Origin of the sequence: Romboutsia lituseburensis, assembly GCF_024723825.1 — a bacterium.
In the GTDB taxonomy this organism is placed as follows: domain Bacteria; phylum Bacillota; class Clostridia; order Peptostreptococcales; family Peptostreptococcaceae; genus Romboutsia_F; species Romboutsia_F lituseburensis_A.
Genome location: NZ_JANQBQ010000001.1, coordinates 3,387,045 through 3,400,888, shown reverse-complemented (window position 1 = coordinate 3,400,888; position 13,844 = coordinate 3,387,045). Strand labels below are relative to the sequence as shown.

11 protein-coding genes are annotated in these 13,844 nt (G+C 27.5%); 1 reads left to right on the top strand and 10 read right to left on the bottom strand.

All coding sequences use genetic code 11. From position 1 onward, the window contains the following. Positions 1 to 412 precede the first annotated feature (412 nt). From NWE74_RS16375 to NWE74_RS16340, 8 genes are all read right to left on the bottom strand, one after another. Complete coding sequence (locus NWE74_RS16375; protein WP_258244040.1) at positions 413 to 2,140, bottom strand: methyl-accepting chemotaxis protein; 1,728 nt, start codon at positions 2,138 to 2,140, stop codon at positions 413 to 415. A 174-nt stretch (positions 2,141 to 2,314) separates the two neighbouring features. Continuing rightward, positions 2,315 to 4,042 carry a methyl-accepting chemotaxis protein gene (locus tag NWE74_RS16370; protein WP_258244039.1) on the bottom strand — a complete coding sequence of 576 codons (1,728 nt, stop codon included), beginning with the start codon at positions 4,040 to 4,042 and terminating at the stop codon, positions 2,315 to 2,317. 439 nt (positions 4,043 to 4,481) lie between these two features. Then, positions 4,482 to 4,835, bottom strand: a complete 354-nt coding sequence (locus NWE74_RS16365; RefSeq protein ID WP_258244038.1) for a response regulator — start codon at positions 4,833 to 4,835, stop codon at positions 4,482 to 4,484. Positions 4,836 to 4,877: 42 nt separating this feature from the next. Beyond that, the gene (locus NWE74_RS16360) at positions 4,878 to 5,378 is read right to left on the bottom strand and encodes a chemotaxis protein CheW (protein WP_258244037.1); all 501 of its coding nucleotides are present in this window, start codon (positions 5,376 to 5,378) and stop codon (positions 4,878 to 4,880) included. 36 nt (positions 5,379 to 5,414) lie between these two features. Then, a complete protein-coding gene (locus NWE74_RS16355) occupies positions 5,415 to 6,014 on the bottom strand; it encodes a chemotaxis protein CheC (RefSeq protein ID WP_258244036.1) in 600 nt (199 codons plus the stop codon). A gap of 37 nt (positions 6,015 to 6,051) precedes the next feature. Beyond that, positions 6,052 to 8,250: a chemotaxis protein CheA gene (locus NWE74_RS16350; protein ID WP_258244035.1), complete on the bottom strand. Its 2,199-nt coding sequence runs from the start codon at positions 8,248 to 8,250 to the stop codon at positions 6,052 to 6,054. Between the two features lie 610 nt (positions 8,251 to 8,860). Next, the gene (locus NWE74_RS16345) at positions 8,861 to 10,591 is read right to left on the bottom strand and encodes a methyl-accepting chemotaxis protein (RefSeq protein WP_258244034.1); all 1,731 of its coding nucleotides are present in this window, start codon (positions 10,589 to 10,591) and stop codon (positions 8,861 to 8,863) included. A gap of 401 nt (positions 10,592 to 10,992) precedes the next feature. Next, a complete protein-coding gene (locus NWE74_RS16340; protein WP_258244033.1) occupies positions 10,993 to 11,616 on the bottom strand; it encodes a manganese efflux pump MntP family protein in 624 nt (207 codons plus the stop codon). 327 nt (positions 11,617 to 11,943) lie between these two features. On the opposite strand from NWE74_RS16340, the gene NWE74_RS16335 reads away from it, so the two are divergent. Beyond that, positions 11,944 to 12,354 carry a GtrA family protein gene (locus tag NWE74_RS16335; RefSeq protein ID WP_258244032.1) on the top strand — a complete coding sequence of 137 codons (411 nt, stop codon included), beginning with the start codon at positions 11,944 to 11,946 and terminating at the stop codon, positions 12,352 to 12,354. Between the two features lie 78 nt (positions 12,355 to 12,432). Here the strand turns inward: NWE74_RS16335 and NWE74_RS16330 are convergent, their stop codons facing one another. Beyond that, a complete protein-coding gene (locus NWE74_RS16330) occupies positions 12,433 to 13,551 on the bottom strand; it encodes a hypothetical protein (RefSeq protein WP_258244031.1) in 1,119 nt (372 codons plus the stop codon). A 27-nt stretch (positions 13,552 to 13,578) separates the two neighbouring features. Then, positions 13,579 to 13,842 (bottom strand): flagellar motor switch protein FliN, encoded by a 264-nt coding sequence (gene fliN / locus NWE74_RS16325; RefSeq protein ID WP_258244030.1) that lies wholly within the window; start codon positions 13,840 to 13,842, stop codon positions 13,579 to 13,581. Positions 13,843 to 13,844 lie beyond the last annotated feature (2 nt).

Here is a 13,844-nt window from a genome sequence, read left to right as displayed (position 1 = left end):
TAAGTAATTAAAACTTTTTTACTATATCTATTTTTGTATTTTTTAAGTATTAAAAAATAAAATTTTCCAACCCCAAATCACTAAAATTAAAATTAATTAAATTTTCAATATTATGATATAAAGTTCGATATAATAATATTTTTTTGAATTATTTGTATTTTTATAATACTGTCATTTTTACATAATATATTACTAAATTATTCTCCAAATTTTAAATCCCATAAAAATATTTGTTATTTGCCTATTATATACGGATTATTTTTTTTTCACTTTAGATTTTATTTATTTATTTTTTGTTAATTTTTATTATAGACTCTAATTTATAAAATATATTTTGCTTAGAAAATCTTGCTATTATCTAATACAAAAAAAGTAGAAGCCTTAAAGCTCCTACTTTTTTATTATTTGAATCTTATTCATTTGTTGAAAAATAACTTTTATCTGTAAATTCAAGACTTCTACAATCTTTATACTCAGAATTTAATTTAAATTTTTCAATAAGTGATTTTAACATTTGTGCTTGTCCACTTAATTCTTCACTTGCTGCTGCACTTTCTTCTGATGTTGCTGAATTTGTTTGCACGACTGCTGATATTTGTTCTACACCTAATGTTACCTCAGCTATTGCTGTTGCTTGTGCTTCAGATTCACCTGCTATTTCATCAACTAGTGTTTTTGTTTGATTCGTTGTTTCTATTATTTTTTGCAGAGACTGTGCTGTATAATTAACAATTTCAGTTCCATTATCTACTGCCTTTATAGAGTTTTCTATAAGTGTTGCAGTATTTTTCGCTGCTTCTGCCGATTTTGCGGCTAAATTTCTTACTTCATCTGCTACTACTGCAAATCCTTTACCTGCATTTCCTGCTCTTGCTGCTTCTACTGCTGCATTAAGTGCTAATATATTTGTTTGGAATGCTATATCATCTATTGTTTTTATTATTCTTCCTATTTCATTTGATGTAAATGATATTTCTTCCATTGCATTTACCATTTGTTTCATTTGAGCATTCCCGTCTTCTACTTCACGTCCTGCCATTAATGTTAATCTATTAGCTTCTCCTGCATTATTTGCAGTATTTTTGATTTTTTCAGATATATCCATAATAGTTGCTGATAATTCTTGTATTGAACTTGCTTGCTCTGTTGCCCCTTGAGATAACATTTGTGATCCACTTGCAACTTGATCTGATGCAGCCCCTACCTCTTCTGCTGCTACATTTATTTGTGCCATAGTTTCACTCATGTCCTTGCTTATTCTAATTATTGAGTTCTCTATTCTTTCAAATACTCCAATATATTCAACATTAGGTTTAACATTAAGATTACCTACTGCAAATTCTTCTAATACACGTACAGTATCATCTATAATTTCTTTTGTTTTGTTGCTCATTTTTCTCATACTATCTGATAGTGATCCTAGCTCATCTTTTGATTCATATTCTATGTCTATATCAAAATCTCCATCAGACATTTTATCTGCGGCTATTTCTAATTCCTCAATTGGATTTTTTAAGCTTCTAGTCATGTAAATAGATACGAATATTCCTATTAGTATACTCATTACACTTATAATTGAGAATGTAATTATAACCGTTACTATAGTCTTTTGTACTTTATTATAATACTCATTTGCAGTTTTTTCTGCATGTTCATTAAGATCTATTGCTTCTTGGGTACATTTATTTATTAATCCTACAAAAGTTTTTGCATCAACTTCAGATTCTTTACCTGTAAATCCTGCGCTTTGTGTTATTGCATACATTTTATCATATTCTTTTCTTAATTGATCCATTGTACTTGCAAGTTCATCTATCATATTTTGATCTTCAGGTGGTAAAGCTTTATAAAGTACTTCCATTCTCTTGTTTATGCTATCAAACTCTTGAATTATTACTGTTCTTGCTTTTGCATGGTCTTGTGAAAGAAATCCATCATTTACATGTCTTACTATAGATACTAAATCCCTACGAACTCCCATGGCTTCAGTTGTAGATAAAAAAGGTCCTTCAAATAAATTTTTATTTGCTTTTTTTACATCAGTTAAATTAAAAGTTGCATAAACACTTGCACAAGCTGCCATTATTATTAAAATAGCAAAAGATATACTTAGTTTTTTTCCTATTTTTAAATTTTTCATATAAACTCTCCCCTTAAATTTATTCCTTTATTTTATAAACAGTTTTAGTTTATTTAGGTTATAACGCTCCCTCCTATCAATTTAATTACATTTTTTATATTAATAAATCTAATTAAAATTTATGTTTAAAAATGGAAGCTTGTAGCTTCCATTTTTATGAGCTATTTTGGCTTTTTAATTAAAAAAACTACTCATTTCTTTGTCTTCAAAACTTATAGATTTTTTAATATCATAATTCCCCTTTATTTCAAACTTATCTATAAGTGACTTAAGCATTTGAGCTTGTCCGCTTAATTCTTCACTTGCTGCTGCACTTTCTTCTGATGTTGCTGAGTTTGTTTGTACTACTGCTGATATTTGTTCTACTCCTAATGTTACCTCAGCTATTGCATTTGCTTGTTCTTCTGATTCTCTAGCTATCTCATTAACTACATCTGTTGTTTTATTAGTTGTTTCTATTATTTTTTGTAAAGACTGTGCTGTATGATTTACAATCTCAGTTCCATTATCTACTGCTTTTATTGAATTTTCTATAAGCGTTGCAGTGTTTTTAGCTGCTTCTGCTGATTTTGCTGCTAAGTTTCTTACTTCATCTGCTACTACTGCAAACCCTTTACCTGCACTTCCTGCTCTTGCTGCTTCTACTGCTGCATTTAATGCTAGTATATTTGTTTGGAACGCTATATCATCTATTGTCTTTATTATTCTTCCTATTTCATTTGATGTAAATGATATTTCTTCCATAGCATTTACCATTTGTTTCATTTGAGTATTTCCTTCTTTTACTTCGCGCCCTGCACTTAATGTTAAACTATTTGCCTCTGCTGCATTTTTTGCAGTATTTTTAATTTTATCTGATATTGAGATAATAGTTGCTGATAATTCTTGTATTGAACTTGCTTGTTCTGTTGCTCCTTGTGATAACATTTGTGATCCACTTGCAACTTGGTCTGATGCAGCTCCTACTTCTTCTGATGCTACATTTATTTGCGACATTGTTTCACTTAAATCATTTGTTATCTTTTGTATAGATTCTTCTATATATTTAAATACACCAATATACTCAGCCTCAGTTTCTACATTAAAGTTCCCTTTTGAAACTTCATCTAAAACTCTAACAGTATCCTTAATAATAGCATTAATTTTTCCACTCATATCCCCCATACTATTAGATAAATTACCTAATTCATCTTCTGATTCATAAGTAATGTTAATATCAAAATCACCTTCAGACATTTTATTAGCTGCAATTTCAATTTCTTCTATTGGATCTTTCAATCTCTTTGTAATATATATACATATAAAAATACCTGATAATATACTAAGTATATTAAGAGTTAAACATATAACCCATGATTTTGATACCGTTGAAGCTACTCCTGCATCAAATTGTTCACCATATTTTTGAGAATCTTCATAAAGATGATTTGCATCTTCTACACACTTATTATATGCATTAAAATATGGAGTGTTTCTTTCAGTAATTTGTATTGCATATTCATAATTACCTTGTGCTATGACATTAAATACATTTTCACATTCTTGTCTTAAGTTATTAACTGAATTTCCAAGACTATCAATCATTGTCGCATCCCCGTTAAAAGATGTTCTTATGTTATTTAATCTACCTGATATTCTATCAAATTCTTTCATAGTCATAGCCTTGTATTCAGCAAGGTTTTTTTCCATTATTGCATTACCAAGATACCTTCCTACTGCTACTAAATCCATACGAATCCCTATAGTCTCTGTTGTTGATACATATGGACCTCTAAATAAGTCATGACTCATTTTACCTGCTTTTTTTAAATCATATAGTGCTTTTCCATTTGCAAAAGCTGTAATCATTAGTAAAATAACAAAACATATTCCTAACTTTTTACCTATTTTACAATTTTTCATATAATGCCTCCCCGTACTTTGATTATTTTTACTAAATAGCATATTAGCTAACTATTCCATATAAAATCTGTAATATTTTTTACGTATTTTTAAAATAACTGTGCGCTTTAACACCAATTCCTAGGTAATCGTTTTTTTACATATTTTAACAAAATGTATCATGTATTTTATATACGGAAATATTCAATTTATCTTTAGCTTTTTTATCTTTTGTATTTAATTTTTTTGTTATATACAAGCATATTTTCTATACTAGAAAAATCATTTAAAATTATTATATTTAAATAATTGTGATATTATTGTATTTTATTTTGCATAATCAATATCTAAAAATAATATTTTTTCTATATTGATTATGCAAAATAAAAAGCTGTGAAATTAAATATAATTTAATTCCACAGCTAAATATTAAAATTTCAAACTAAAAAACATTAGTATTTTATAACTTAGATAATGCCGATATTAACATTTCTTCTTTAAATGGCTTTACAATAAATCCTTTTGCTCCATAGATAATAGCTTCTTTCATTCTTGCTTCTTGGCCTAATGCAGATACCATTACAACAGCTGCAGCAGGGTCTACTTTTTTGATTTCTCTTAATGCTTCTAATCCATCCATTTCTGGCATAGTTATATCCATTGTTACTATATCAGGCCCTAGCTCTTTATATTTTTCTATAGCCGCAATTCCATTTTCAGCTTCTCCAACTACTTCAAAATCATATTTTGAAAGCATATTTTTTATTGACATACGCATAAATGCTGCATCATCAACTATTAACACTTTTTTCATTTTACGTTCTCCATTTCTAAATATATATTATTAATTCAAAATTTACATAATAATTTCTTTATTTATTCCATCTACAATAGATACTAACTCCTCACAATCAAGTATAAACTGAACTTCTTTGTTTATTTCACTTACACCTTTTATAAAGTTTTGATCGTATTCTTTTCTGTTAGATGTAGTTTTCATAATTTGATCATCTGAAATATTTATAACTTCATTTACTGCATCTACAATAAGCCCTATTTTATTGTCATTATTTTCTATAATAACTATACAAGTTCTTTCATTGTATTCAATTTCATCCATCTTAAATCTCATTCTAGTATCCATTACAGGTATAATAGTACTTCTTAAATTTATTATTCCTTTTATATAATTAGGTATAAATGGAACCTTAGTTATAGGTAACATTTCAATAATCTCTATAACATACTTAGATGATAATGCATATTTTTTACCATCTATTATAAATACCATATACAAATCATCAACTTTGTTATCTTCATTATTATCAACTTCTAAAACTCCAGTAATTTCACTCATAATATTCCCCTCCAACTTATCTTGTCAATGCACCTATTAAGCAAGTCCTAATGCTGCTAATAGCTTTTGACATGAATCAATTTTAGGTATAAAGTAAAACTTCCCTTCAACTTCTTTATCTAATGTAAAGAATTCCGTTTCTATACATGACATTGAATCTGTACCAGGACCATATAAAGATGCTGGTAAATTCATTGCATTTGTTATATTATCTACACTAAAATATGGTGGTGAAGTAACTATATTTAAGTTAGTCATTTCTGATATTGCAGTTAAGTATGCTCCACATAATGTATTGCATACGTCTCTAACAGAACTTAATTCTTCATTTATAGTTGAAAGATTATTTACTTCTCTTTTTATATTTCTTCTTAAAAGCTTTGATAATAATTTGTATGCATTATCAACCTTCATAACAATCATTACAAGACCTTCCATATCTTCTGAAAGCTGTAAAACTGTTGCTAAAACAGGTTCATTTGAATCTCCATAACTTGCAATAATATCTGAAAGTTTATTCACATCATTTTTTGGAACCCCTATATCAATTACCTCATTTACCATCTTTGCTAACGAAGTCGATGCGTTCCCCGATCCTATATTACTAAGTTCACAAAATACACTTATAGTATCCATATTCATCCTCTTTCTTTCTAGTTTTATTTTTAATAGTTTATCTACTTATAATGGCATTTACATCAAATATTAAACTAATAGAACCATCTTCTAGTATCGAACAACCTGACATATGAGATTGAACATTTTCAAATTGTGTTAACAGCGTAGGTATCGGTTTTATTACAACATGTTGCTGACCTATTATACGGTCTACTATTATACACACATTGCCCATTTCAGACTCAACTAAAATCATAATACCTTCGTCAGATTTTTCAGTTTCTATGCCTAATATATTTGATAACCTTCTAATTTCATAACAATTACCTCTTATGATACTATGTTCTTCTCCATTTGGATTTTGAACTATCTCATATGATCCTTGTCTAAATACTTCTTTTATATTAAGTGATGGTATTATGTATATTTCATCACCTATTTGAACTTTCATACCATCCACTATAGCAAGTGTTAAAGGTATACGTATTATTATCATAGTACCTTTGCCTTCTTCACTATCTATATTTATAGATCCTCTTAACTTACGTATATTTGTATGAACAACGTCCATACCTACCCCACGTCCAGAAAATTCTGTTACTGCCTCTTTTGTTGAGAAACCTGGAGCTAATATAAAGTTATATGCTTCTTTATCACTTATTTCATCTATACTTTTATTTGTTATTCCTTTTTCGATAGCTTTTTTAACTAAAGCTTCTTTATTTAAACCTTTACCATCATCTTTTATGACTATTACTACATCTCCACCTGTATTTTTAGCTTCTAATGTAATTGTTCCTTTTTCTGGCTTAGATTTTGCTATACGTTCATCTGGCATTTCTATACCATGGTCCATACTGTTTCTTATCATATGCATTAGTGGATCTGATATATTTTCTAATATAGTTTTATCTACTTCTGTCTGTTCTCCAACTAATACTAAATCAACATGTTTACCTGTTTTTTTACACATATCTCTTACAACTCTTTGCATTTTAGTAAATGTTGAAGAAATCGGTACCATACGTATAGACATTACAACATCTTGTAGCTCTGTTGTTAATTGATGTAATCTTCTAGCTTGTTTTTCAAACATATCTCTATCAAAGTTTTCTAATTGAGATTGTTTTTCTACCATAGATTCTGTTGTAACTATCTCTCCAACTAAATTCATTAACATATCAACTTTACTTATATTAACAGTTAAATAGCTGTTTTTATTAGAGTGCACTTGATTATTTTGAGATTTAGATTTAACTTCTTTTTTAGCAGACTCTTTAGATTTAGTTTCTTCTGCTATCTCATTTACTTTTTCTTTATTTAAAGCCTCATTTATTTTATCTATTTCATTATTTACAACTTCTTTATTCTCTTTTACTTCTTTCACTGGCTCTACAATCTGTTCATGTGCATCTTCTCTAGTAATTGCAACTTCTGCCATCGCACCTTCCATAACTAATTCTTCAACTTTTTCGTCTGGTTGAATAATAATTTCTTGTTGTGCTTCGTCTTTAATTTCTACTAGATCATAGCTTTGTAAGAACATAGTTTCTTCAATGCATTTTTCTATTTCTGATCTTTCTTTTTCTGTACTTATGTATAGCTCAAAACCATTGTCCACTATATCTTGATCACAATCAGTATTTAAATCTTCTGGTATAGTACTTAATTTTGAACATAATCCTTCTATAGATACCACTAGTCCAAGAGCTCTAATTGATTCCATACCACATCCACTTTCAAATAAAACTTTTGCATGGTACTGGATTTGTCCATCTACTTTCTCTATTTGGATACTATTCTCTTCTTTAGTTTCTCCTGGGAAATTTATTTCTAAAATCTGTTCTTCAGGCTCTTCTTCCTTCAGTATCTGTATAACTCTTTCATGGAGTTCGTCTATACTAGCTTCCGGGAATAAACCGTCTTGAACATTATTTATTTCTTCTTTCAAGAAATCTACAATTGCTAAAGTAACATCTATAACTTCTTCCCATTTATCATAAGAAAGTTCTAAACCTTTACGAATTTCATCGAAGACATCTTCTATACTATGAGTAATATGCATTAAACTATCGTACCCCATCATAGCTGATGCACCTTTTATGGTATGCATTACACGGAAAATCTCTTCTATCTGTTCACTTTCTAATCCACCATCATCTGATTGACCACCAAGCAAAATTTCTTCTAGTTGTTCTAATAATTGCATATTTTCATGCACATAAAACTCAACCATTGGGTCCATTCCACTCATGTTTCATCTCCTTTACGATTTATAACAATATATTTTAATTTATGTTTAATTTCTAAAAATGGAAGCATAAAAGCTTCCATTTTTTAAATCTATACATTACAATGACTTTTATTATTTTATTCAACTCACTTGTAGCATCATAATACTCTTCATTATTGCTAAAGTTTATAGATTTATTAGAATTACTTTTATTTTCAATTAAACTTTATAATAAAAATATTAAAACCAGTTTTACCCTAAAATATTTTCCAGTTTTTTAAGTTATTTAGAACTCTAACTTTATATAATTTAGTTGTTTAATAATTATTTTATTACTTTTTTTATACGGATAAACATGTAATTACTTTATATATTATGTAATATATTTTCACATATTGTTAAATTATCTTATATTTTATACTTTTTGACTTTTAATATATAAATTTTAATTAAATCAATACATTATTTAAGTTGATACTTATCACAGTGATAAGTATAATCGATTTGTACAATATATTTGTTTTTTTATGCAATTATTATGCAAACTCCCAAGCTCTTTCGAGCTTGGGATTTATTTTTTATGTAAAAAGAATGTCATCCTATTTTTTAGTATGATATTTCCTTTTTATATTTAATTTTTAGCCAAATAGTCATTTAAATCAGAATCAAAAGTTATAGATTTATAACCATTTCTATCATCTTTTAATTTAAAGTTTTCTATAAGTGATTTTAACATTTGAGCTTGTCCACTTAGTTCTTCACTTGCTGCTGCACTTTCCTCTGATGTTGCTGAGTTTGTTTGTACTACTGCCGATATTTGTTCTACACCTAATGTTACTTGAGCTATAGCACTGGCTTGTTCTTCCGACGCTTTAGCTATATCATCAACTATTTTAATTGTTTGACTTGTTGTATGTATTATTTTTTGTAAAGACTGAGCTGTATTATCTACAATAGTAGTTCCATTATCTACTGCCTTTATAGAATTTTCTATAAGAGTAGATGTATTTTTTGCGGCCTCTGCTGATTTAGCTGCTAAGTTTCTTACTTCATCTGCTACTACTGCAAATCCTTTACCAGCATTACCTGCTCTTGCTGCTTCTACAGCTGCATTTAATGCTAATATATTTGTTTGGAACGCTATATCATCTATTGTTTTTATTATTCGTCCTATTTCATTTGATGTAAATGATATTTCTTCCATAGCTTTTACCATTTGCTTCATTTGCTCATTTCCATCTTCTACATCTTTACCTGCACTTAATGTTAAAACATTAGCTTGTTGAGCATTACCTGCTGTATCTTTAATTTTTTCTGATATTTCCATTATAGTTGCTGATAATTCTTGTATTGAGCTTGCTTGTTCTGTTGCTCCTTGAGATAACATTTGTGATCCACTTGCCACTTGATCTGATGCAGCTCCAACTTCTTCTGATGCTACATTTATTTGTGACATTGTTTCACTTAAATCAACAGTTATTTTTTCTACAGAATCTTCAATATCTTTAAATACACCTATATATTCTGATTCTGTTTCTACATCAAAGTTCCCTGATGCAACTTCTTCTAATACACGAACTGTATCATCTATAACTTCTTTTGTTTTGTTACATACATTACGCATACTGCTTGATAATACACCTAACTCATCTTCTGATTCATAATTGATTTCTATATTAAAATCACCTTGTACCATTTTATTTGCCGCTATTTCTAGTTCTTGAATAGGGTCTTTTAAGCTCTTTGTAACATATACACATATAGCTATACCTGCAATTATAGTAGATATACTCACTACAATAGCTACAAACACTGATCTTGTAACAGTCTTATGTACATTATTATTAAATTCAACTCCAGCATTTGATGAAGTATCATATAATTTTATAGACTCTTCAACACATTTATCATATATTGACCAATATACACCACCTTTTTCAGTCATACTTTTAGCACCTTCGCGGTCACCTTTTGCTACAAATCCATATATTATATCGGCTTGAGCATTTAGTTCTTTCATTGTATCATCAAGATCATTAATTAATGTTTTATCTCCTGTGAAACTATTTCTAATAGTATTAATTCTTTGATCTACACTTTCAAAATCTTTTTTAACTGAGCTATAAAATTCTTGATAATTATCTCTAAGTATCATATTTGAAAGATTTCTACCTATAGAAACTAAATCTCTACGTACTCCCATTGATTCTGTTGTTACCACATATGGTCCATCAAATAATTCCTGATTTAATCCACTTGCTTGTTTTAATTTAGATATAGAATATAGATTACCAAATGCAGCAAGCATCAATAAGATGACAAATGATATACCTAACTTCTTACCTATTTTTAAGTTTTTCATATATGTACCTCCCTATGTTCTAAACTTAGTAATAATTAATTTATATACTTCAATAAGTATATACGACATTATTTATCATAATATTACATTTTATTTGTTTTTTTTTATTATTTATCATTTAAATAACATCTTCTTATATCCATATACGGATATATTTCAGTATACTTTATATTTTTTTAACTTCATTTTTTTAAGTTTTATTATTATATTTTTTTATTTTTTTCATATTTTTCATTTCAAATCTTAATTAATATCAAAATTTTTCCATCAAAACTTTATTTTAGTCATTAAAATTTAATTTAAATTTAACATTAAGCTTTTTTAAACTCTAATTTAAAATTGAATTTTAAATTAGATAAAAAATATCCTCTTTTAATTTTAAAAGAAGATATTTTTTTATTTTATTTAAATATATTAGTTATAAATTGAGTATGTTCATTAAATATATTTATACCTATAAGAATAAGAATGCTTCCACCGATTAATTCCGCTTTTCCTTTAAATATATCACCTAGCTTATTACCTACAAAAACACCTATTAGGCACATTAAAAATGTAACTAAGGCTATGCTAAAAGATGCAGAAACTATATCTACACTTAAAAAAGCAAAACTTATACCTACAGCTAGTGCATCTATACTTGTTGCAACAGATAACATAATAAGTTCTTTATTTGATAATTCCTCATCAGAAATATCAGCACTAAATTCACATTGTGCTCGATTATCTTTCATTTCTTTTTCTTCTTTACTAGTCTTTATATACTCACTAATCATCTTATAACCTAAAAAACTAAGTAATATAAGAGCAATCCAATGATCTACAGATTTTATATATTTTTCAAAACTTATACCTAGCATCCATCCTATAAGTGGCATTCCACCTTGAAATATTCCAAAAGCTAAGGCTATTTTTACACCTAATTTTTTCTTTAAATTTTTAATTGTCATACCTTTCGTAACTGATACTGCGAATGCATCCATAGAGAGAGCTAATGCTGTAAATAAAATTGCTATTAAACTCATACTTTCCTCCTAAATATTAATAATATAATTACATAAACATTTTTTAATACTCTAAAATAGTTTAAAACAAAAAACGAGACTTATGCATGCTAAAATAAGCATGCATGAGTCTCGTTTTTTAAGATTAGACCAGACTATAAAGTCATTATGTTGATCTAATCACACTATCCGCGCAAACTACTCCCTCAGCAAAGCTGAAAAAATATTATTTATGTAATTAAATTATATTATATTTTACTAATAAATACAATTTTTTTATTTCATAATATATTGAATTTGTTACAATACTATTAATAAAACTTCTAAATCATCAAAGGAGATAACGACATGGCTTTTAAGTTTAAGTCTTTTAAAAATAAAATACTTGAATATATTAAATTCAATATAATAGGTATAAGCAACTTTTTTGTTTCTCAACTAATTTATTTATATTTATTTTTACATTTAAAAATTAATTATATTTTAGCATATACATTGGTAAGTATTTTTAGTATATGTGCATCATATTTTCTTAATTCTAAATTTACATTTAAAGAAAAAAAATATTGTCCTAAAAAATTTTCATTATCTGCATTAGTTTATATAATAGAGTATATTTTAAATATGGGGATTATAATTTTACTTGTTAATGTATTTGATATAAGTAAAGTTTTAGCACCAATAATTTCACCTTTAATTTCAACTCCTCCTGTTTTCTTTATGATGAGGGCTGTAATAAAAAATCATATGCACTCATAGTGTCAATAACTTCGTATATTTTTAAAAAATAAAGGTGTAAAAAGATTATATAATCTATAATCTTTTTACACCTTTGTTTTATATATGTTTAACATTATAATCAGTTGATAATTTATCTTGATATGTACTTACAAGTTTTCCCAGCATTTGCTTAACTTCATACTCACTAGGTAATATAATTATTCTTCTAGCATCCATTATAAATTTGGTTTCTTTCGTAACTATAGTATTACTAGATACTTTCTTATTTACACTACCCTTCATATCCATAAGTAATTTAGATACTTCACCTTTAGTTATATTTTTTAAAATTATTTTTACTTCTTTTTCTGTAAGTAAATTTTCATATATTACTTTTTCTAATTCTTCATTAAACATTTCCATTATTGAAAAATTGCTATTTTTTATATATTTTGAACTAATAACCTTAGTAAATTTCATAACTATTAGTGCAAAAACAATCATTGTAACTAAATTTATAATTAAATAAATATTAGTATCATCTATTAATTTTCCAAAATTAGTAACAGCTTGAACTACTATAAATCCTATAAATGCCCCTATAAACCCTAATGGTAAATCGATATTTCTTATTAATTTTTGCTTTGAATCTAAATCTTCTACATAAAGCTCATTATCTATTTCATAATTTCTAACTTCATATAGCGCTACATTTATCATATTATCTACTTCTTTTATACGTTTAGCAAATCTTAGATAAGAAGATTCATCCACCGTATTATCCAGAGATAATCCATTTATAAATTCTTCCCCATATACTTTTATAGCTCTAACTATAGATTTTATTAATGCATCTTCTCTATTGTCACCATTCCACATAGCAAGTGCATATTCTATACTTCCTGATATCCCTAATATATGATCACACTCTATACTGCCATCTATATCATAAAAATTTAGACCTCTCAATCTTCCATCATAAGCTATAGTTTTGGCTTGGTTATAAGTTACACTACCTCTTTTTAAGACTTCCTTTGGATCAATATCCGTTTGTGTTAAACCCTCTTTAATTCTATCCTCAAAGTCACTTATTGCTTCGTCGTATTTGTCACAAGGTATTTCAACACTAATAGGTGATCCATCTTCATTTATATATCTTAGCTCTCCGTAATTTAAGCAAGCATCTACACATCGTTCTCCCGTACTATTGTATTTACTCTTTAATACTTTCGCCATTTACTATCCATCCTTTGCTATATAGGCTTAGCTTATAGTTTTAACTAGTTCTTCTCCACCTAATATACTTGTTATTCTTACTCCGAAATTTTGTTCTACTATAACTACTTCTCCATAACCGATTTTTCTACCATTTACATATATCTCAACTTCTTGATTTTCAAATGTATCTAATTCTATTAATGAACCTTTACCTAAATCAAATATATCTTTTAAAGTCATATGAGTCCTACCAAGTACAACACTTACATTAAGTTCAATATCTAATACTCTATCAAATTTTTCACTCATTG